Annotated in this window: 18 protein-coding genes; 17 read left to right on the forward strand and 1 reads right to left on the reverse strand. The window is 60.0% G+C overall.

Translation table 11 applies throughout. From position 1 onward, the window contains the following. Nucleotides 1-6 precede the first annotated feature (6 nt). Nucleotides 7-1,956, reverse strand: coding sequence for a TPR domain-containing glycosyltransferase (locus I8J29_RS23940; RefSeq protein WP_208849951.1), 1,950 nt, complete (start codon nucleotides 1,954-1,956; stop codon nucleotides 7-9). A gap of 174 nt (nucleotides 1,957-2,130) precedes the next feature. On the opposite strand from I8J29_RS23940, the gene I8J29_RS23945 reads away from it, so the two are divergent. From I8J29_RS23945 to I8J29_RS24025, 17 genes are all read left to right on the forward strand, one after another. Next, complete coding sequence (locus tag I8J29_RS23945) at nucleotides 2,131-3,741, forward strand: glycosyltransferase (RefSeq protein WP_208849952.1); 1,611 nt, start codon at nucleotides 2,131-2,133, stop codon at nucleotides 3,739-3,741. 1 nt (nucleotide 3,742) lies between these two features. Beyond that, entirely contained in the window at nucleotides 3,743-4,513 is a 771-nt protein-coding gene (rfbF, locus tag I8J29_RS23950; RefSeq protein ID WP_208849953.1) for a glucose-1-phosphate cytidylyltransferase, read from the forward strand. Next, nucleotides 4,513-5,622, forward strand: coding sequence for a CDP-glucose 4,6-dehydratase (rfbG, locus tag I8J29_RS23955; protein ID WP_208849954.1), 1,110 nt, complete (start codon nucleotides 4,513-4,515; stop codon nucleotides 5,620-5,622). The genes rfbF and rfbG overlap by 1 nt, the downstream gene beginning before the upstream one ends. Then, nucleotides 5,582-6,811: a class I SAM-dependent methyltransferase gene (locus I8J29_RS23960; protein ID WP_208849955.1), complete on the forward strand. Its 1,230-nt coding sequence runs from the start codon at nucleotides 5,582-5,584 to the stop codon at nucleotides 6,809-6,811. The genes rfbG and I8J29_RS23960 overlap by 41 nt, the downstream gene beginning before the upstream one ends. Then, a complete protein-coding gene (gene rfbC / locus I8J29_RS23965; RefSeq protein ID WP_208849956.1) occupies nucleotides 6,808-7,338 on the forward strand; it encodes a dTDP-4-dehydrorhamnose 3,5-epimerase in 531 nt (176 codons plus the stop codon). Before I8J29_RS23960 ends, rfbC begins: the two co-directional genes overlap by 4 nt. Continuing rightward, nucleotides 7,335-8,258 carry an NAD-dependent epimerase/dehydratase family protein gene (locus I8J29_RS23970; RefSeq protein WP_208849957.1) on the forward strand — a complete coding sequence of 308 codons (924 nt, stop codon included), beginning with the start codon at nucleotides 7,335-7,337 and terminating at the stop codon, nucleotides 8,256-8,258. Before rfbC ends, I8J29_RS23970 begins: the two co-directional genes overlap by 4 nt. 141 nt (nucleotides 8,259-8,399) lie before the next feature. Further along, on the forward strand, nucleotides 8,400-8,597 hold the full coding sequence (locus I8J29_RS23975; RefSeq protein WP_090642628.1) for a cold-shock protein: 198 nt from the start codon (nucleotides 8,400-8,402) through the stop codon (nucleotides 8,595-8,597). 251 nt (nucleotides 8,598-8,848) lie between these two features. Continuing rightward, nucleotides 8,849-9,394, forward strand: a complete 546-nt coding sequence (hpf, locus tag I8J29_RS23980) for a ribosome hibernation-promoting factor, HPF/YfiA family (RefSeq protein WP_090642630.1) — start codon at nucleotides 8,849-8,851, stop codon at nucleotides 9,392-9,394. Between the two features lie 150 nt (nucleotides 9,395-9,544). Further along, nucleotides 9,545-12,052: a preprotein translocase subunit SecA gene (secA, locus tag I8J29_RS23985; protein WP_208849958.1), complete on the forward strand. Its 2,508-nt coding sequence runs from the start codon at nucleotides 9,545-9,547 to the stop codon at nucleotides 12,050-12,052. Between the two features lie 62 nt (nucleotides 12,053-12,114). Beyond that, nucleotides 12,115-13,228 (forward strand): peptide chain release factor 2 gene (prfB, locus tag I8J29_RS23990; RefSeq protein ID WP_143088998.1). Its coding sequence is split into 2 segments (ribosomal slippage): nucleotides 12,115-12,186 and nucleotides 12,188-13,228, totalling 1,113 coding nucleotides; the frame shifts between segments, so codons are not numbered across the junction. Between the two features lie 555 nt (nucleotides 13,229-13,783). Further along, complete coding sequence (locus I8J29_RS23995; RefSeq protein WP_240546440.1) at nucleotides 13,784-14,623, forward strand: YitT family protein; 840 nt, start codon at nucleotides 13,784-13,786, stop codon at nucleotides 14,621-14,623. A gap of 132 nt (nucleotides 14,624-14,755) precedes the next feature. Further along, nucleotides 14,756-15,805: an N-acetyl-gamma-glutamyl-phosphate reductase gene (gene argC / locus I8J29_RS24000; RefSeq protein WP_208849959.1), complete on the forward strand. Its 1,050-nt coding sequence runs from the start codon at nucleotides 14,756-14,758 to the stop codon at nucleotides 15,803-15,805. A 38-nt stretch (nucleotides 15,806-15,843) separates the two neighbouring features. Continuing rightward, on the forward strand, nucleotides 15,844-17,085 hold the full coding sequence (argJ, locus tag I8J29_RS24005) for a bifunctional ornithine acetyltransferase/N-acetylglutamate synthase (protein ID WP_208849960.1): 1,242 nt from the start codon (nucleotides 15,844-15,846) through the stop codon (nucleotides 17,083-17,085). A 23-nt stretch (nucleotides 17,086-17,108) separates the two neighbouring features. Beyond that, the gene (gene argB / locus I8J29_RS24010) at nucleotides 17,109-17,900 is read left to right on the forward strand and encodes an acetylglutamate kinase (RefSeq protein ID WP_208849961.1); all 792 of its coding nucleotides are present in this window, start codon (nucleotides 17,109-17,111) and stop codon (nucleotides 17,898-17,900) included. Between the two features lie 33 nt (nucleotides 17,901-17,933). Continuing rightward, nucleotides 17,934-19,148, forward strand: coding sequence for an acetylornithine transaminase (locus tag I8J29_RS24015; protein WP_208849962.1), 1,215 nt, complete (start codon nucleotides 17,934-17,936; stop codon nucleotides 19,146-19,148). Nucleotides 19,149-19,162: 14 nt separating this feature from the next. Next, on the forward strand, nucleotides 19,163-20,122 hold the full coding sequence (gene argF / locus I8J29_RS24020) for an ornithine carbamoyltransferase (protein WP_208849963.1): 960 nt from the start codon (nucleotides 19,163-19,165) through the stop codon (nucleotides 20,120-20,122). 63 nt (nucleotides 20,123-20,185) lie between these two features. Next, on the forward strand, nucleotides 20,186-21,424 hold the full coding sequence (locus tag I8J29_RS24025; protein ID WP_208849964.1) for an argininosuccinate synthase: 1,239 nt from the start codon (nucleotides 20,186-20,188) through the stop codon (nucleotides 21,422-21,424). The last annotated feature ends 88 nt before the right edge of the window (nucleotides 21,425-21,512 follow it).

Consider the following 21,512-nt stretch of genomic DNA (forward strand, 5'->3'; position numbering starts at 1 on the left):
CAAGCGTTAAGCGTTCAGCAACCGCGCGAATGCGGGAACCTTGCGGAAGTGCGAGATGCGGTCCGCGTGCTGCCGCAGGAAGGCTTTCTTCTTGTCGGCATCCGGGCAATAGCGGAGATAGAACGTATAGAGATGAATGAACTCCGGACGCTGGTTCAAGGTCGACTCCAAGAATTCCAGTCCATCCTCGATATATTCGCGGGACAAATGATAATGGGCCAAATTTTCGAGGCTGGTTGCGCTTAATTCGCCATTTCTCAGCAAGATCGAATAGTATTGGAGCGCGACCTCGAACTGCTTCTTGCCATAGAAGAAATTGGCCAGCAGGTTGGTGACGTCCGCATTGCTGTACCGTTCGACGAACCGATCGTAGGGATCATAGAAGCGGTAGAGATAGCATTTGGTCAAAAAGAGATAGACTTGGGCGTTGGCATCGACTGCTTCGCCTTTCACGATGTGCTCGTAGAGGTCATAACCGGCCGCAATGTCCGGATCCTCCGGCCGGGGAAGGCGTTCGACGTAAGCCGGGTTGTCCCAAGCCGCGGCGGCCACCGCGCATAGGACGGGCAGCTCGTCCTGATTAGAAGGGCCGGCGGCCGCAATGCCGTCGAACGCCGCGGAGAACATGGCCTCGTCTTGGACCAGCAGCGCGTAGGACAGCCGGGAGAAGGCATCGAGCTCGGACCAGCTGTCCTCCATTTTGTCGCGGATATAGGAAGCGAGTTCCCGCACGCCGAGCGCGAGCGCGACTTTGAATAAGAACAATTGGTACTTCAGATCGTCGGCGTCTCCGATTTCGCAGAGCAGCTTGATGATCGCGTCCGTCGGCTGCGTCACGAGCAAGACTTCGATCAACTGGCTGAGCGCATTGTAATCGTAGGGGTTCTGGATAAGAAGCTTGGTCAAGTAATAAATGTGCTTGTCCGCATCGTTCTCTTGATTGGCGATATCGGCCAACGTCCGAAAAGGAAACGTCGATGCATGGGCGGGGCTGTCCAGCCAAAAGACATCCGACTTCTTCGCCATGCTTTCGGCGGCTTGATAGGCCTCCGTATAGGACTGCTTGGCTTCTTGGAAGAGACCGAGATAGAAGAATATCGATCCTTTCAAGGAATGATAGTCCGGATAAGCGTTCCACCGGATCAGCTTGGTTTCGACAACCGTCCATGCATCGTTAACGCGTCTGAGCGTCAGAAACGATTGAATCAACGAGATGACGCAGCGGCAATACCAGGAGGAGCCGGACAGCTTTTCGCCTTTTTTCAAGGCCCGCTCGTAATAATAAATCGCGCTCGCGTAATCGCCCTTAACGGCCTTCTCGTTGCCGATCGTATAGTAATCATAGGCGGAGAACCCTTTTTTATTTTTCAATTCCGTGAAGATGCTGGCATTTCGATTGAGCTTGTCTTTGGCGTCGAGGTTTTCCTTGAGATAGCCCGTATGGAACAGCGAGCCCTGGGCCAGCATGAATTGCAACGCGGTGCCGTCCAGCGAGCAGAGCTGCTCATGAATGGGACGCGTGTAGAACACGTTGTGATGGTTCGGGAATAACCGCGCGACCTCCGCCGTGTTCATGGACGTGCTCTTCGCTTCCGATTCCCCCATCAAGTTGACGATGTTGACGGCATAGACGATGCCTTTGACCGGCGTTTCGTTCTCGAGGAACCGGCGCATTTTGTCGGCCTCGGCCGGCGGGAAATATTCGTCCGCGTCCATGACCAGCACCCAGCGGGACGTCGCGCGCCGAATGCCTTCGTTACGCGCTGCCGCAAAGTCGTTTATCCATTGAAAATCGTACACCCGATCCGTATACGAGCGCGCGATTTCCTTCGTACGGTCGGTGGAACCGGTATCGATAACGATAATTTCATCGGCGAGCGACCGGATGCTGTCCAAACAACGCGTCAGAACTTTTTCTTCGTTTTTGACAATCATGCAAACGGATAACAGCACCATCAAAACCCCTTCATGTCATGTATCTTTATTTTCGTCACGATCGCGCGCGAAGTTAATACCCGGTCCCATTTTCTCCGGCGGCCGAGTAGGGGCGAGCATTCATTTTGGCCGAATCCGATCCGATATAAGGGATAGGAATCAGTCGACCTCTACTTGGAATGGAGCATTTGGCCTATGAATAAAGCCGTCATTTTAGATAAAATCAACCAGGGCAGTTTCGAAGAAGCCTGGTCGTTGCTGACGCAATTGGAGCTCGAGGACGGAATCGACGCGGAAGCCTGTTCGATGAAAGCGGCGATTGCCGTTTACGAGGGGCGGATTGCCGAAGCGGAACGGATTCTGAAACAAGGGCTTTCCCTCGATTCCGATTACGAAGATCTGGTATTCAATATGGGGCATGTGCAGCAGCTGCTGGGCAAAGAATCGGTCGCGGAGCGCTACTACCGAAAGGCGGCGCGCATGACCGGGAGGGAAGACGTCAAACTGCTGGCCGAACAGCGGATCGAGGAATGCCAGGCGATGCTGGCCGAGCGGCCCGCGCCGTTGGTCAGCATCGTCGTGTTGGCGTATAACAAGCTGGAATATACGAAGTTGTGCATTGAGAGCATCTATCGGTACACCGGCCACATCGACTTCGAGTTGATCGCCGTGAACAACGCGTCCTCCGACGAGACGGAAGCCTACTTCGACGCGCTTCCCGATAACGCGCGCCCCGTGCATCTGGCCCAAAATCAAGGCGTGGTGGGCGGGTTCAACGCGGGCATTCAGGCCGCCCGCGGGACGTACACGGCTTGCGTCGGCAACGATTGCATATTCACCGCGAGGTGGATGGATAACTTGCTGGCGTGCATCGAATCGGATCCGTCGATCGGATACGTCTCGCCGGGCGCCAGTTACATGAGCAATCTGCAGCAAATCAGCGGGGATTACCAAACCTTCGACGAAATGTTCGCGTTCGCGGAGCGGTACAATCATTCCGATCCGCGCAAATGGGAGGAGCGGGTGCGGTTAATGCCCTGCGTCCTGATGGTCCGCACGCCGTTCCTCCAAGAAATCGGCGGCTACGACCCGGCGTTCTACTACGGCGAATTCGCCGACGACGACATCAGCTTCCGGATTCGCCGGGCCGGTTATAAACTCGTTTATTGCCGGGATACGTTCACCTATCATTTCGGATCGGTTACCGTGCGGCAGGACCAAGTGAAGAACAATTCGATGGAAGTCAGCCGGAAAATCTTCTGGGATAAATATAAGCTGGACGCGTGGGCCGATACCCAGTTCAGTCCGCTGCTGCTCAGCAACCTGTCGGTCGGTCTATCGGAGACCGAGGCCCATATCCTTGGCGTGAACGCGAAGTGCGGCAGCAATCCCCTGCAGTTGAAGAACATGCTGAAAGAGCGGGGCGTCGCGGAGCTCACGATTACGAACTATTGCATGGACGAGAAGTATTTGCCCGACCTGCATACCGTGTCGGATCGTGTCGTGGAAGGCGGCTGGAAAGAACTGCGAATCCGTACCTACGGGATGAAATACAACTATGCCGTCATCGAGGTGACGGCCGAGGAATGGAACGACATGATCCTGCATCAAGCGAACGCGAACGATTGGCTTGAAGCCGGCGGCCAAATCGCGATGAGCATCAATCATGACGTCGTCGATGAAGAACTCATGCAGCGGCAGGTGCGGCATCTTCGCGACTTGGGCTTCCATATTCAGTTTGCGTCGGCCGCTCCGAGTCCGATCAGCGGCGTGGATCTGCTTCTTACAGCCAGAAAGGGAGTCTAACATGAAAGCGATCATTCTCGCCGGCGGCCTGGGTACGCGACTAAGCGAAGAAACGGTCGTGAAGCCGAAGCCGATGGTCGAAATCGGCGCGCAGCCGATCCTTTGGCACATCATGAAGCATTATTCGCATTACGGCATCAACGAGTTCATTATTTGCTTGGGCTATAAAGGCTACTTAATCAAGGAATACTTTTCCAATTATTTTCTGCATACGTCCGACGTGACGTTCGATATGCGGACGAATCAGATGCAGGTACACCGCAATCATTCGGAGTCTTGGAAGGTGACGCTCGTGGATACGGGCGATCATTCCATGACGGGAGGCCGGCTCAAGCGCGTGAGCGCCTACATCGACGACGAGCCGTTTTGTTTTACCTACGGCGATGGCTTGAGCGACGTGAACATCACCGATTTGCTAGAAGCGCACCGGAAGAACGGCCGGCTGGCAACGGTGACGACGGTTCGTCCGCCGGGACGGTTCGGCGCCGTCGAGCTGGACAACGAACAGGTGACGGGCTTCAAGGAGAAACCGGAGGGCGACGGCAACTGGATCAACGGCGGCTTCTTTGTGTTGGAGCCGGAGGTGTTGAACTACATCGACGGCGACGAGACGCTCTGGGAGCAAGAACCGATGGAGGCGCTCGCGCGGAACGGCGAATTGTCCGCTTACAGGCATACGGGCTTCTGGCGTCCGATGGATACGCTCCGGGATAAAATGAAACTCGAAGAGCTGTGGGTTTCGGGCCAAGCTCCCTGGAAAGTGTGGGCCTAATGACGACCGCATCGTTCTGGAAGGACAAGAAGGTTCTCGTCACCGGTCACACGGGGTTTAAAGGCACGTGGCTGTCGCTTTACCTGCAGCTGCTCGGCGCGAAAGTATACGGGTATGGCTTCGCTCCCGAGCCGGGCGAACAGCTATATACGCTAACCGGAGCCGCCGAAGGCATGGACAGCGAATACGGCGACATTACCGATTATGCGTCGCTCCGGGCATGGATGGAACGCGTACGTCCGGAGATCGTGCTGCATTTGGCCGCGCAGCCGCTGGTGCGGGCGTCGTATCACGAGCCCGTGAACACGTTCGCGACGAATGTGATGGGGACGGTGCATGTGCTGGAAGCGGCCAGAAGTTCGGATTCCGTGCGCGCGATCGTGAACGTGACGAGCGATAAATGCTACGACAACGCCGATTTGAACGCTCATGCGTTTCAAGAGGACGAGCGCATGGGAGGCTCCGATCCGTACAGCGCCAGCAAGGGCTGCGCGGAGCTCGTGACATCGTCTTATATCAAATCGTTTTTTAGCCATTCGGATCAGGCGTTGGCGTCGGCCCGTGCCGGCAATGTGATCGGCGGCGGCGATTTCGCGAAAGACCGCATCATTCCGGACCTGATTCGTTCGGCCGAAGCGGGACGGCCGCTGGTCATCCGCTATCCTCGCGCAACCCGCCCTTGGCAGCACGTGTTGGATTGCCTATACGGTTATTTGACGTTGGCCGAGAAGCTCTGGAAGGGCGGGCAGGCGTTTGCCGGCGGATGGAATTTCGGTCCGGACGAGCAATCGGTCTTGTCGGTGTCGGATTTGATCGAACGCGGCCGCTCTTGGCTACATAAGCCGGTAGACGTGCATTACGAGACGATCTCGCAGCCGTACGAGGCAAAGAACCTGATGCTCAGCAGCCAAAAGGCGCGGTCGGAGCTTGACTGGCTGCCCAAGCTGAACGCGGACGAGGCGATTGCGTGGACGATCGAATGGTACAACCGTTACTTAGACGGGCAAGCCATGAAACGGTTCACAATGCAGCAAATCGAGAGCTTTATCGAGAAGGAGGCGGCCGTACATGTTCAGCCAGGCCTGCCGCTTATGCGGCGAGCAACTTAATCAACCGTTTCTGGATCTTGGCGTTTCCCCGCTGGCCAATTCATACGTGAAGTCGATTCACCACATGGAGTACGTGTACCCGCTCCGGGTTGTCGTGTGCGAGCATTGTTATCTCGTGCAAACCGAGGACTACGAAACGCCGGACCATATATTCACGGACTATGCTTACTTCAGCAGCTTCTCGGACAGCTGGCTGGAGCACTGCGAGCGCTATGTCGGAGAGATGACCGCGAGATTCGGCTTGACGTCGTCCCACCAAGTCATGGAGATTGCGAGCAACGACGGCTACCTGCTGCAATATTTTGCCGAGCGGGGGATCCCGGTCATGGGCATCGAGCCGGCCGCCAACGTAGCGGCGATCGCGATCGAGAAGGGCATCCCGTCCGTGGTGGATTTCTTCGGGACGCGCCTCGCCGAGAGCCTGTCCGCGCAAGGCAAGCGCGCCGATCTGTTGCTTGGCAATAACGTACTGGCCCACGTGCCGGATTTGAACGATTTCGTCGCGGGCATGAAGGTCGCGTTGAATCCGAAGGGCCTAATCACGATGGAATTTCCGCACCTGATGCAGCTCATCGAGCACTGCCAATTCGACACGATCTATCACGAGCATTTCTCCTATCTCTCCCTGACCGCGGTCCGCCGCTTGTTCGACAAGCACGGGCTGACGATATTCGACGTCGAGGAGCTGCCGACGCACGGCGGATCGCTTCGCATCTATGCGTCCCACGCGGACGATCCGCAATATCCGGTTTCCGGCAGGGTTGCGGCGCTGTTGGCGCAAGAGACCGTATACGGCTTGACCGACCTCGCGACATACCGGAACTTTCATCGGAAGGTGTTTCGCCTAAAACGCGCGCTGCTCCAGTTCCTGCTTGAACGGAAAAGCCAGGGCAGGCAGATCGTTGGGTACGGCGCCCCGGCCAAAGGGAACACATTGATCAATTACTGCGGCATCAATCATGAATACCTGGATTATACGGTCGATCGCAGCACGTACAAGCAAGGCCATTACTTGCCCGGGTCGCGAATTCCGATCTATGACCCCGAGAAGCTGAAGGAAACGAAACCGGATTATCTCTTTATTTTGCCTTGGAACATCAAAGAAGAAATTATGGAACAAACGGCGTTTATCCGCGAGTGGGGCGGACGTTGGCTGCTGGCGGTTCCGGAATTGCAGGTCGTCGAATGAGATTCGCGGAGACCCCCTTGCCCGGCGCTTACTTGATTGAACCGGAGCCGGTCGCGGACGGAAGGGGGTTCTTTGTCCGCACGTATTGCGAGAAGGAATTCGCCGCGCACGGCATCGCGGCGCCGCCCGTGCAGTGCAACGTCTCTTACAATCACAAGCGGGGTACCGTCAGAGGCATGCATTTTCAGCGCAAGCCGTTCGAAGAGAAGAAGCTGGTTCGCTGCACGCAAGGAGCCATTTATGACGTAATCGTGGATATACGTCCGGATTCGCCGGCGTTCGGGCGATGGTTCGGCGTCGAGCTGACGGGCGCCAACCAGCGCATGCTCTACATTCCCGAAGGATTCGCGCACGGGTTTCAAACGTTGGAAGACGAGACGGCGGTGTTCTACCAGATGAGCGAGTTCTTCGCCCCCGAGGCAAGCGAAGGCGTCCGCTGGGACGATCCCGCCATCGGGATTCAGTGGCCGCTCCCGTGCGCCATCATCTCGGAAAAGGATGCCGCCTATCCGGCGTTGGCGCGATGAAGAGGCTGTTATTGACCGGGGCATCCGGATTCGTGGGCAGACACGTCATGGCCTGCGCAAACACGGGCGAATATGAAATACATATCGTTTCAAGGCGAGAACGGGGGGCAGTTTTGCCGCCTGATACCTCCTGGCATTCAGCGGATTTGTTTGATCGAGCGGAGCTTGAGCGGGTGATCTCCGCCGTGCGGCCGACGCATTTGCTGCATCTGGCGTGGGAGGCGACTCCCGGGATCTACGTGCATGCTCCGAGCAACTACGAGTGGGTGGAGGCTTCGAAGACGCTCGTGCGGTTGTTTCATCGTTATGGAGGGCGGCGCGCCGTCGGCGTAGGCTCCTGCGCCGAGTACGAATGGTTGGAGCGGGAACTGACGGAGACGGAGTCGCCCCTCTCGCATCGAACGCCGTATGCCGCATGCAAGAACGGGCTTCGTGAATGGTTGGAGACATTTGCCGAAGAAACGGGCCTCAGCTGCGCCTGGGGAAGGCTGTTCTTCTTATATGGTCCGTTTGAGCACCCGAGCCGGCTGGTTGCCTCGGTCATGCAAGCCGTCCTGCGCGGCGAACCCGCGAATTGCACGGAAGGGACCCAGAAGCGGGACTTTCTTTTCGCGGCCGACGCGGCGAGAGCGCTTCTTTATCTGTTGGAAAGCGACCAAACGGGAACGTTCAATATCGCCTCGGGCAGCGCGCCGGAGGTGAGGGAAATCGTCGAAGAAGTCGGCAGACTTTCCGGACGCTCGCATCTCATCCGTCTCGGGGCGATCGAGGCACCGGCGCAGCCGCCGCTCGTCGTAGGCCATATCGGCCGTCTGCGAGCGTTGGGCTGGCGGCCCGAACACGACCTGCGCTCCGGGTTGCTTCAGACGATGGATTGGTGGAGCAAAACCATGGCGAATGCGTGCCGCAATGAAGAGTGATGCGCAGCGAAAGTCCGGAAAATATGCAATGTATTCGCTTACAAAAATATATTGACAAATTTGTGAAGGCTCTGGTATATTCGACTTGTGGGCCACGCCTCGTGATCTCGCAGCTATATGAGAATGAAGGGAATGTTCTGAATGCAAGGTAAAGTGAAATGGTTCAACGCTGAAAAAGGTTATGGCTTCATCGAGACGGAGCAAGGCGGCGACGTATTCGTACACTTCTCCGCAATCCAAGCTGAAGGGTTCAAAACGCTGGAAGAAGGCCAGTCGGTTGAATTCGACATCGTCGAAGGCGCTCGCGGTCCTCAAGCAGCTAACGTTCAAAAACTGTAATTATCCCGCTGTTAAGCGGCTCACATCATACACGGTATGCGCGCATAACCGAATGTGATAAGCAGCAGCCCCGGGCAACCGGGGCTTTTTGTCGTGCTCGGAGAGCTATAGAGTGCTAGATAACGAATCTGAAAATCTACGAAAACCTTGCATTTCATATATTTTTAGATAATTCCAAAAATACTGAAAATAACTTTGAGCCCGCCCGAATATAGTGTTATACTAAGATCATGTAAAGGAGGAATGCCTGCATGAAATACAATATTCGAGGTCAACGCATCTTGGTGACAGACGCCTTGCGCGATTATGTCGAGAAGAAACTGAGCCGCCTGGAAAAGTATTTTGAAGCGCCTTCTACCTCCGAAAGCATCGTTACGTTGTCCGTCACGAAGGGCGTGCACGCCGTCGAGGTGACGATCCCGCTGCCGAACGCCATGCTTCGCGCCGAAGAGAAACGCGAGGATATGTATGCTTCCATCGACCTCGTGGTGGACAAACTGGAACGGCAAATTCGCAAACATAAAACGAAAATCAACAGCAAATTCCGCAAAGACAGCGGCGTTCGGACGATGTTCAAGGACGAAGGCTCCGCGGTCAGGGTCCTCGACGAAGAGGACGACTACGAGCTGGTCCGCACGAAGCGGTTTCAATTGAAGCCGATGGACATCGAGGAAGCGATTCTACAGATGAACATGGTAGGCCATTCCTTCTATATGTTCGCCAATTCCGATACGAACGAAGTGAACGTCGTTTATCGCCGCAGCGACGGCCGGTACGGCGTGCTGGAAGCGGATTGACGCTAGCGTTTGGAGAGCCCCGGGCGACCGGGGCTCTTTGCGTCCCCGCGCGCGTTTAACCATCTTATCCCTAGGGCCGCGAACATTGCGGGAAGGGCCGCAAACTGTTACAATTTATGCAAACAGGCGTAACATCGAAAGGGGAAGACCATGCTCGGACTTGTAAAGAAATTATTCGGAGACGCCAACGAACGAGAGATCAAGCGTCTTTTGCGCACGGTAGAGGAAATCAACGGATTGGAGTCGCAGATCGCTCAACTTTCGGATGAGGCGCTTCGAGAGAAGACGGTCGAGTTTCGCGGCCGTCTGGAACAAGGCGAGGATATCGATGCGCTGCTCCCGGAGGCGTTCGCCGTAGTCAGAGAGGCATCCAAGCGCGTGCTGGACAAGCGCCATTACGACGTCCAGCTGATCGGCGGCATGGTGCTGCACGAGGGCCAGATCGCCGAGATGAAGACCGGCGAAGGCAAGACGCTCGTCGGCACGCTGGCCGTTTATTTGAACGCGCTGCTCGGCAAGGGCGTCCACGTCGTCACGGTCAACGATTACCTGGCGATGCGCGACAGCGAGCAAATGGGCCAAGTCTATACCTTTTTGGGCATGACCGTCGGCTGCAACCTGCACGGACTCTCGCACGACGAGAAGCAAGCCGCGTATGCATGCGACATCACATATGGCACGAACAACGAATTCGGGTTCGATTATCTGCGCGACAACATGGTCCTCTATAAGGAACAAATGGTTCAGCGTCCGCTTTACTTCGCGATCATCGACGAAGTGGATTCCATTCTGATCGACGAAGCGCGTACGCCGCTCATCATTTCCGGCCAAGCGGCCAAGTCGACCGAGATGTACTTCGCGGCCGACCGTTTCGTGCAGCGTCTGAAGGAAGAAGACGACTTCACGGTCGACATCAAGCTGCGGACCGTGACGATGACGGAGGCGGGTGTGGAGAAGGCCGAGAAGGCGTTCGGCATCGAGAACCTCTACGATCACGCCAACGTGCTGATCAACCACCATATTCAACAGGCGCTGAAGGCGCATGTCATCATGAAGCGCGACGTAGACTATGTCGTGCAGGAGGACGAAGTCGTCATCGTCGACGAGTTCACGGGCCGTCTCATGGCCGGCCGCCGGTACAGCGACGGCCTGCACCAAGCGATCGAAGCGAAAGAGCAGATCAAGGTGCAGAACGAGAGCATGACGCTCGCGACGATTACGTTCCAAAACTACTTCCGGATGTACCGCAAGCTGGCCGGCATGACCGGTACGGCGAAGACGGAGGAAGAGGAATTCAAGAAAATCTACGGGCTCGAGGTTATTCAAGTGCCGACGAACCGGAAAAATATCCGCGACGACATCTCGGACGTCGTGTACAAATCGGAGAACGGCAAGTTCAAGGCCGTCGTCGAGGAGATCGTCAAGCGCCATGCGAACAAGCAGCCGGTGCTCGTGGGCACGGTCTCGATCGAGAACTCCGAGAAGCTGTCCGAGATGCTGAAGAAGCGCGGCATCGAGCATAAAGTCCTGAACGCGAAATACCACGCCGAGGAAGCGGAAATCATCTCGCGCGCCGGCCAATCGAACTCGGTTACGATCGCGACGAACATGGCGGGCCGGGGTACGGACATTTTGCTCGAGGACGGCGTGGCCGGTCTCGGCGGCCTGCATATCATCGGCACGGAACGCCATGAGAGCCGCCGGATCGACAACCAGCTCCGCGGCCGGGCGGGCCGTCAAGGCGACCCGGGTTCCTCGCAGTTCTACCTGTCGCTCGAAGACGATCTCATGCGCCGTTTCGGCTCCGAGAACATCATGGGCATGATGGAGCGCCTCGGCTTCGAGGAAGACCAGCCGATCGAGAGCCGCCTCATCTCCCGCGCCATCGAGTCGGCGCAGAAGCGGGTCGAGGGCAACAACTTCGACCAGCGGAAAATCGTCCTCCAGTATGACGACGTCATGAACCAGCAGCGGGAAATCATCTACAAGCAGCGCCGCGAAGTCTTGTTCTCCGAGAACATCCGCGAGATCGTGCTGGAGATGATCAAGCCGACGATCACCAAGATCGTGCAGGCGCACTGCCCGGCCGACGACATCCCGGAGAACTGGGAGCTGCAGGAGATCGTGGATTTCGCGGAAGGCAACTTCCTGAACGAAGACATGATCTCGAAGGACGACCTGTGGGGCAAAGAGCCGGACGAGATCATCGAGTTCCTGTACGATAAAGTCGTCGAGCTGTACGATCGCCGCGAAGAAGAGATCGGCGCCGAGACGATGCGCGAGTTCGAGAAGGTCGTCGTGCTCCGCGCGGTTGACAGCAAATGGATGGACCACATCGACGCCATGGACCAGCTGCGCCAAGGCATCCACCTTCGCGCGTACGGCGGCACGGATCCGCTGCGCGAGTATCAGTTCGAAGGCTTCGAGATGTTCAAGGAAATGGTCGAGCACATCCAGGAAGAAGTCACGAAGTACATCATGAAGGCGCATGTCGAGAACAACCTGGAACGCCAAGAGGTCGCCAAGGGCCAAACGGAATCCGGCGGCAGCAGCGAAACGTCGCAGAAACGCCCGGTACGCAAGGAAGAGCGCGTGAAACGCAACGATCCGTGCCCGTGCGGCAGCGGCAAGAAGTACAAACAGTGCCACGGACAATAAGTCCGTCCGGCGCATAACCATAAAGCAAGGCCAAGAAGCGAAATTTGAGGTGAACGACGGTCATGATCGATACAACGGTTAAACAAGATTTGCGAGAAGTGGCGAAACGTCTCCAAGAACTCAGGGGGTCTCTTTGACTTAGATCTGAAGCAAGAGATGATCTTGAATTTCGAAGAGAAAATGAGCGCGCCCGACTTCTGGGATGATAACGAGCGCGCGCAGAGCACGATCGCCGAGCTGAACGCCGTCAAATCCGTCGTGGATCAATACGAGCGGATGCGGAGCGACCAGGAAGATCTGGAGACGATGCTGGAGCTGGCGGAAGAGGAAGAAGACGAGGATATGGACGCCGAGCTCAAGAAGAGCGTGGCGGAGCTCGTGGCCAAAGTAGGAGAGTTCGAGCTGCAGCTGCTGCTGAACGAGCCGTACGACCGCTTGAACGCCATCCTCGAGCTGCATCCCGGCGCGGGCGGCACGGAGTCGCAGGACTGGGGCCAGATGCTGTACCGGATGTATACGCGCTGGGCCGAGAAGCACGGCTTCAAGGTCGAGCTGCTCGACTACCTGGCCGGCGACGAAGCGGGCATCAAGAGCGTCACGATTTCGGTCAAAGGCCATAATGCCTACGGGTATCTCAAGGCCGAGAAGGGCGTTCACCGGCTCGTGCGGATCTCGCCGTTCGACGCGTCGGGACGCCGGCACACGTCCTTCGTTTCCTGCGACATCATGCCGGAGATCGACGACGATATCGAAATCGAGATCCGCAGCGAAGATTTGAAGGTCGATACGTACCGGGCCAGCGGCGCCGGCGGACAGCACATCAATAAGACGGAGTCGGCGATCCGGATCACGCACGTGCCGTCGGGCATCGTCGTCTCGTGCCAAACGCAGCGGTCGCAGATCCAGAACCGGGAGCGCGCCATGCAGATGCTTCGGTCCAAGCTCTACGAGCGGAAGATCGAAGAACAGCAGAAGCAGCTCGCGGAGATTCGCGGCGAACAGTCCGATATCGCCTGGGGCAGCCAGATCCGTTCGTACGTGTTCCATCCGTACAGCATGGTGAAGGACCACCGGACCTCGGTGGAAACCGGCAACGTGGGCGCGGTCATGGACGGCGACCTCGATCCGTTCATCGACGGCTACCTGCGCAGCCGCATTCGCCACGAGGAGAACTAAAGCGTCCCGCGGCATGCATAGTCCAGACAAAGAGTTCCGACACTGATAAAGGTTGGAACTCTTTTTGCTGTGCCCGGAAACGCATGGCCGCGTTAAAGGAGCGGCCCGGCAAAGCAGTAATCCGCCAGCGTCCATGGAATGGAATCCACGGCGGCAACCTAAAGGAGAGACGTACATATGAGCATTCATACGGATTATCGGCAGGATCAAAAACGGCGGCAGGAGGAAGCCGGGCATCCGGCGGAGGAGCGACCAGCAGAAGAAGCGGGGAGGCCGACGCAGGCGGAGCAGGGAGAGAAAGCGGAACGGCCGGCGCAGGGGGAGCAAGGGGAAGAAGCGGGGCGGTCGGTGCAGGCGGAGCAACCGGAAGAAGCGGAAAGCTCGGCACGGGAGCAGCAGGGGGAGGAAGCGGAAAGGTCGGCACAGCCTGCGGAGAGGAAACCAGAGTCAGGGACGGCCCGGCCGGATCGGGCAGATCAAGCGGCGGCAGCGCAGAGGCCGGAGAGCGGACCGGCGATGCCCGCCGCGCGCGCCAAGAAGCGCCGCTCGCGGGCCATGGGCGGCAAGACGGAAGCGCTGGTCAGCGTGCTGCTGCTGCTCGCCGGCTCGTTCCTCATCGCGGTCAGCTTCAACATGTTCCTCGTGCCGCTGGGCATCGCGTCCGGCGGCGTCTCGGGCATTTCGATTCTGGTGCATTACATGACCGGCATCCCGCCGGCGTACACGCAATGGGCGCTCAACGTCCCGCTGTTCTTCGTCGGCCTCTGGCTGCTCGGCAAGCGCTTCGCGCTGAAGACGGCGCTCGGCTCGTTCGTGCTGCCGCTGCTCGTGCTGGTCACGTCGGATTGGAAGCCGCTCACGGACAACGCCATGCTGGCGTCGATCTACGGCGGCATCGGCGTCGGGGCGGGGCTCGGGCTCGTCTTCCGCGGGAAGGCGTCCACCGGCGGGCTGGACCTGGCCGCGCAGCTGCTGCACCGGTTCACGGGCATCCGCCTCGGGCTCGCCGTCGCCTGCTTCGACGGCCTCGTCATCGCGTCGGCTGGCATCCTGATCGCCCCGGAGAACGCGCTGTACGCGCTGATCGGCCTGTTCGCGACGAGCCGGACGATCGATTTCGTGCAGACGGGGCTCGCGATCTCCAAAGTCGCGTTCATCATCTCCGATTGCCCGGATGCGATCACCCAGGTCGTGCTGCATGATTTGGACCGCGGGCTGACGAAGCTCGACGGGCACGGCGGCTATACCGGCTCGGCGCGCACGGTGCTGATGGTCGTCGTCGGAAGGGGCGAGGTCTCCAGGCTGAAAAGCCTCGTCAAAGCCGCGGATCCAAGCGCGTTCGTGATTATCAGCGACACGGCGGAAGTGCTCGGGGAAGGGTTCCGATTGGCATGAGCATCCGGCTAATTTAGCGTTGTATTTATATGAATACGTATGTATAATAATACAAAGCAAAAGCTATTTCCACGATCCTTTCGTTTGTGTACAATGAAGTACTAGAAAGGATAAGGATGGGAGAGAACGGACATGAGCACAACGGTTAGAGCGGCAATCATCGGATCGACCGGCTACGGCGGCGTGGAGCTGATCCGGCTTCTGGCGGGCCACCCGCAGGTCGACATCGCGTCGGTCGTATCTTCTTCGAGCGCGGGCGCGCCGATCGCGGAAGGATTTCCGCATTTGAACGAAATTCGCACGGAGCTGCTGGACGACGTCGATCCGGCCTTGCTCAAGTCGAAGGCGGACGTCGTGTTCGTCGCGACGCCGGCGGGCGTGGCCGCCAAGATCACGCCGTCGCTGCTGGCGGAAGGCCTTAAGGTCATCGACCTGTCGGGCGACCACCGGCTGAAGGACCGCGCGGAATACGAGACGTGGTATAAGAAGGAGCCGGCCGGCCAGGACTACTTGGACCAAGCGGTATTCGGCCTGTGCGAGATCTACGGCGACGCCGTGCGCGGCGCGGATTTCGTCTCCAATCCGGGGTGCTACCCGACGGCGACGCTGCTCGGACTGGTGCCGGCCGTCAAGGCCGGCTTCATCGATCCGGCTTCGATCATCGTCGACGCCAAGTCGGGCGTGTCGGGCGCGGGCCGGGGCGTGAGCCTGGGCAATCACTACGCGGAAATCAACGAGAACTTCAAGGCATATAAGCTCAACAAGCATCAGCATATTCCGGAAATCGAGCAGGTGCTGTCGGACGCGGCGGGCCGCAAGGTCGTCACGACGTTCTCGACGCATCTCGTGCCGATGACGCGGGGCATCATGAGCACGATGTACGCGACCGTGACCGGCAATCGTACGTACGACGATTTCGTGTCGCTCTACCGGAATTACTACGAGGGCCGCCATTTCGTGCGGATTCGGCGGGACGGCGCTTACCCGGCGACGAAGGAAGTCGCGGGCTCCAACTATTGCGACATCGGCTTCGCCGTCGACGAGCGGACGGGGCGCGTCACGATCGTGTCGGTCATCGACAACCTCGTGAAGGGCGCCGCGGGGCAGGCCATCCAGAACCTTAACCTGATGATGGGCTGGGACGAGACGCTGGGCCTTCGTTTCGTGCCGGTCTATCCGTAAAATAGAGACTTTTGCGCAGAAGGAGAAGCGATTGAATCATGGGACAGGGGAACGCATCCGCATCATTCACGGTCGTGCCGAACGGCTCGGTCACGACCCCCAAAGGCTTTAAGGCCGCCGGCCTGCACTGCGGCCTGAAGAAAACGACGCGCCACGACCTCGGCGCGATCGTCTGCGACGTACCCGCGGCGGCGGCCGCCGTGTACACGACGAACGCGTTCCAGGCGGCGCCGATCGCCGTCACGCGCGAGAGCATCGGCGCCGGCGGCAAGCTGCGCGCCGTCATCGTCAACAGCGGCAACGCCAACGCCTGCACCGGCAAGCAGGGTGACGCCGACGCGTACGAGATGCGCGGCGCGTTCGCGGCCGCGATCGACGTGCCGGCGGAGCAGGTGGCCGTGGCGTCCACGGGCGTCATCGGCGAGCTGCTGAAAATGGACCGCGTGCGCGGCGGCATCGCGGAGCTGCCGGCGCGGCTCGGGGATTCGTACGAGGCGGCGGACGACTTCTGCCAGGCGATCCTGACGACGGACCTCGTGAAGAAGGAAGCGTGCGTCGCGGTGACCGTGGACGGCCAAACCGTACATATCGCCGGCGCGTCCAAGGGCAGCGGCATGATCCATCCCAACATGGCGACGATGCTCGGCTTCGTCACGACGGACGCGGCGATCGGCAGCGAGTTGCTGCACAAGCTGCTCCGCCAAGCGACGGACCTCACGTTCAACATGATCACGGTCGACGGCGACACGAGCACCAACGACATGCTCGTCGCGATGGCGAGCGGCTTCGCCGGCAACAACGAACTGTCGGAGCGCCATCCCGGCCTGGCCGCGTTCGCGGAAGGGCTTCGCTATGTCTGCGAGGTGCTGGCCAAGGCGATCGCGCGCGACGGCGAAGGCGCGACGAAGCTCGTCGAGGTCCAGGTGCGCGGCGCGGAAAGCGACGAAGCGGCACGGGCGATCGCGAAGACGGTCATCGGCTCGTCGCTCGTGAAGTCCGCCGTGTTCGGCGCGGACGCCAACTGGGGCCGCATCATCGCGGCGGTCGGCCGCGCGGGCGTGCCGGTCGATCCGGAGACGGTCGACATCGCGCTCGGCCCGATCGTTACGCTGGCGCAGTCCCGGCCGGTCGCGTTCGACGAAGACGCGGCGCTGGAATATTTGAAGGGCGACACGGTCGTCATCCACGTGGACCTGCATATGGGCGAAGGCTCGGCTACGGCGTGGGGCTGCGATTTGACCTACGATTACGTCCGCATCAACGCGGCGTACCGGACTTGACCGCGGAAGGAGACGGAAGATACATGGATACGCGGTTTGTCATGAAATGCGGGGGAAGCACGCTGGCGGCGCTGCCGGCGTCCTTCTTCGAAGAGCTGCGCGACCTGCAGGCGCGGGGCGTGAAGGCGGTCATCGTGCACGGCGGCGGGCCGGCGATCTCCGAGACGCTCGGCAAGCTCGGCATCGAGAGCGAATTCGTCGGCGGGCTGCGCAAGACGAGCGACGAGGTGCTGGACGTCGTCGAGATGGTGCTCGCGGGCCGGATCAACAAGGAGATCGTCCGGCGGATCCAGCAGAGCGGCGCGAAGGCGCTCGGCCTCTCCGGCGTGGACGGGGAGCTGATCCAAGCGCGGCCGGTGGCGAACGCGGCGGAGATCGGCTTCGTCGGCGACGTGACGCGCGTGAACGCGGCGATCATCGAGGGCGTCATGGCCATGGGGTACATCCCGGTCATCGCGCCGATCGGCATCGACGCCGGGGCGCAGCGCTATAACATCAACGCGGATACGGCTGCTGGCGCCGTCGCGTCCCATCTCGGCGTGGAACGGATGATCGTCGTGACGGACGTGCCGGGCATCCTGAAGACGGCGGACGGCGAGAAGCGGGTGCTGCCGACCGCGACGGTGGACGAGATCGAGGCGATGATCGCAAGCGGCGAGATTTACGGCGGCATGATCCCGAAGGTGCGCGCGGCGATCGCCTGCATCCAGGGCGACGTGAAGGAAGTCGTCATCGTGAACGGCGACATGCCGGGCGTGCTCGCGAAGGCCGTGCTCGAAGGCGGCATCGGCACGCGGATCGTGCAGCGCGGCTAAGGAGTTTATTTTCGACGAGAGGGTGAACGTAAGATGAGCGAATTGAACAAGCAGGCGGCAAACGGCGGCAGCTCGCTGTTCCCGACGTATGCCAGATATCCGATCGCGCTCGTGAAGGGCGAAGGGAGCTGGCTGTGGGACGACCAGGGCAACAAATACCTGGATTTCATGTGCGGCATCGCGGTGACGAATCTCGGCCACGCGCCGAAGCCGGTGAAGGACGCGCTCGTGAAGCAGCTGGATGAGCTGTGGCACGTCTCCAACCTGTTCCACATCCCGAATCAAGAGGCGGCGGCAAAGCTGCTGACGGACAACAGCCACGCGGACGCGGTGTTCTTCTGCAGCACCGGCGCGGAGGCGAACGAAGCGGCGATCAAGCTGGCCCGCCGGTATCAGCAGAAGGTGAAGGGCAACGGACGCTACGAGATTCTTACGTTCGCCCAATCGTTCCACGGACGGACGCTCGCGACGCTGACGGCGACCGGCCAGGAGAAGGTCAAGGAGGGCTTCCTGCCGCTGCCGGAGGGCTTCCGCTACATCCCGCTGCATGACGTCGAGGCCTTGGAAGCGGCGATCACGGACAAGACGGCCGCGGTCATGATCGAGACGATTCAAGCGGAGGGCGGCGTCCTTCCGGTCGATCCGGCGTATCTGCAGCACCTGGCGAAGCTCTGCAAGGAGCGCGGCGTTCTGCTGATCTTCGACGAGATTCAGACGGGCATGGGACGCACGGGCAAGCTGTTCTCGTTCGAGCACTACGGCATCGAGCCGGACATCTTCACGCTGGCGAAAGGGCTCGGAAGCGGGTTCCCGGTCGGCGCGATGCTGGCGAAGGGCGAGCTGGCCGAGGCGTTCTCGGCGGGCAGCCACGGCTCGACGTTCGGCGGCACGCCGATCGCGACGGCCGCCGTGAAAGCGACGATCGAAACGATGCTGAGCGAGGACGCGGCGGGCCGCGCGGCGGAGACGGGCGAGTACCTCGTGAGCGAGCTGCGCGCGAAGCTGGCCGGCAATCCGTTCGTGCATGACATCCGCGGCCAAGGCCTGCTCGTTGGCATTGCCTGCGCCGGACCCGTGGCGCCCGTCGTCGCGGAAGGCCAGAAGCGCGGCTTGCTGGTCATCACGGCCGGGCCCGACGTCGTGCGCCTGCTGCCGAACCTGCTCGTGTCGCGCGAAGAAGTCGATCAAGCGGTGAGCATCCTGGCCTCGATCTTCGCGGACCTGACGGCTGCGGCGCAGCTGACATGAAAGGAGAAGCATCCATGTCCCAACTGCTGAAGGAAGAGCTCGCGGTCAGCCTGAAAGGCCGCGATTTCATAGAATTGACGGATTACACGCCGGAGGAAATCCGGTACCTGATCGACCTCGCGATCGAGCTGAAGCGCAAGCAGAAAGCCGGCGAGACGCATCATCCGCTCAAGGGCAAGACGCTCGGCATGATTTTCGAGAAATCGTCCACGCGCACGCGCGTGTCGTTCGAGGTCGGCATGTACCAGCTCGGCGGCCAAGCGCTGTTCCTGAGCCGCAACGACCTGCAGATCGGCCGAGGCGAGACGGTGTCCGACACCGCGCAGACGCTGTCGCGCTACCTTGACGGCATGATGATCCGCACGTTCGCGCACCGCACGGTCATCGAGCTGGCGCGGGCGGCGACGGTGCCGGTCATCAACGGCCTGACGGATCTGGCGCATCCGTGCCAGGTGCTGGCCGATTACCAGGCGGTGCTGGAGCATAAAGGCCGGCTGGCCGGGCTCAAGATCGCCTATATCGGCGACGGCAACAACATGGTGCATTCGCTGCTCATCGGCGCGGCGAAGCTCGGCCTCCACATGTCGGTCGCGACGCCGGAAGGCTACGAGCCGGATGCGGACGTCGTGCGCATGACGAAGGAATACGCGGCCGAGTCGGGCTCGCGCATTCACGTCTGCCGCGACCCGCGCGAAGCGATCGCGGACGCGGACGTCGTGTACACGGACGTCTGGGCGAGCATGGGCTTCGAAGCGGAGCAGAAGGAACGCGAGCTCGCGTTCGCGGATTACCAGGTCAACGAGGAGCTCGCGCGGCACGCGAAGCCCGATTACATTTTCATGCACTGCCTGCCGGCGCACCGCGGCGAAGAGGTCAGCGAGGGCGTCATCGACGGCAAGCATTCCATTATTTTCGACCAGGCGGAGAATCGCCTGCACGCGCAGAAGGCCGTCATGGCCGCGATCATGGGCTGAGCAGAGGGAGCATCCGCAAACCGGACATCATAAATTTCCTTATCAAGGGAGCGTAAACGAGCAATGGCGAAGGAAAAAATCGTGTTGGCTTATTCCGGCGGCCTCGATACGTCGGTCATTTTGAAGTGGTTGAAAGAAACGTACGACGCGGAAATCATCGCGTTCACCGCCGACATCGGCCAGAAGGAAGAATTGGACGGCCTGGAGGCCAAAGCGCTGGCGACCGGCGCGTCCAAGGTGTACATCGACGACCTGCGCGACGAATTCGCGCAAGACTTCATTTATCCGATGTTCCAATCGGGCGCCCTCTATGAGGGGCAATACCTGCTCGGCACGTCGATCGCGCGTCCGCTCATCGCGAAGCGCATGGTCGACATCGCGCGGGCCGAAGGCGCGACGGCGATCGCGCACGGCGCGACGGGCAAGGGCAACGACCAAGTGCGCTTCGAGCTGACGGCCGCGGCGCTCGCGCCGGACATCGCCGTGATCGCGCCTTGGCGCCTCGAGGCGTTCCGCGAGCAGTTCCCGGGCCGCGCCGAGATGATCGCGTACGCCGAGAAGCACGACATTCCGGTCCAAGCGTCCGCGGCGAAGCCGTACTCCATGGACCGCAACCTGCTGCACATCAGCTTCGAAAGCGGGATGCTGGAGGATCCGTGGTTCGATCCGAGCAGCGAGGAGAACAAAGGCATGTACGTGCTGTCCGTCTCCCCCGAGGATGCGCCGGACCAAGCGGAATACGTCGAGCTGACGTTCGACGCCGGCGACTGCATCGCCGTGAACGGCGAGCAGCTGAGCCCGCTGCAGGTCATGGAGAAGCTGAACGAGCTGGGCGGCAAGCACGGCATCGGGCGCGTCGACATGGTCGAGAACCGGTTCGTCGGCATGAAGAGCCGCGGCGTGTACGAGACGCCGGGCGGCACGATCCTGTTCGCCGCGCACCGCAAAATGGAATCCTTGACGATGGACCGCGACGTCATGCACCTGCGCGACTCCCTCATCTCCAAATACGCTTCGCTCGTCTACAACGGCTTCTGGTTCGCGCCGGAGCGCCTCGCGCTGCAAGCGCTCGTGGCGGAGAGCCAGAAGAACGTGACCGGCGTCGTCCGCCTGAAGCTGTACAAAGGCAACGTCATCGGCGCCGGCGTGAAGAGCCCGGTCAGCCTGTACAACCCGGACATCGCGACGATGGAGGCCGATCCGTCCAAAGCGTACGACCAAGGCGACGCGACCGGCTTCATCCGCCTGAACGCGCTGCGCCTGAAGGTATCCGCCGGCGTGGAGCAGAACAAGCAGCAGTAAGCGATCGTTCGGCCCCCGGCGGCATGCGCCTCCGGGCGGCAGGCCGATCCTTCGGCAGCGGCCGGACCGGCTTCCCGGTCCCGGCGGC

Origin of the sequence: Paenibacillus artemisiicola, from assembly GCF_017652985.1 — a bacterium.
GTDB classification, from domain to species: Bacteria; Bacillota; Bacilli; order Paenibacillales; family Paenibacillaceae; genus Paenibacillus_Z; species Paenibacillus_Z artemisiicola.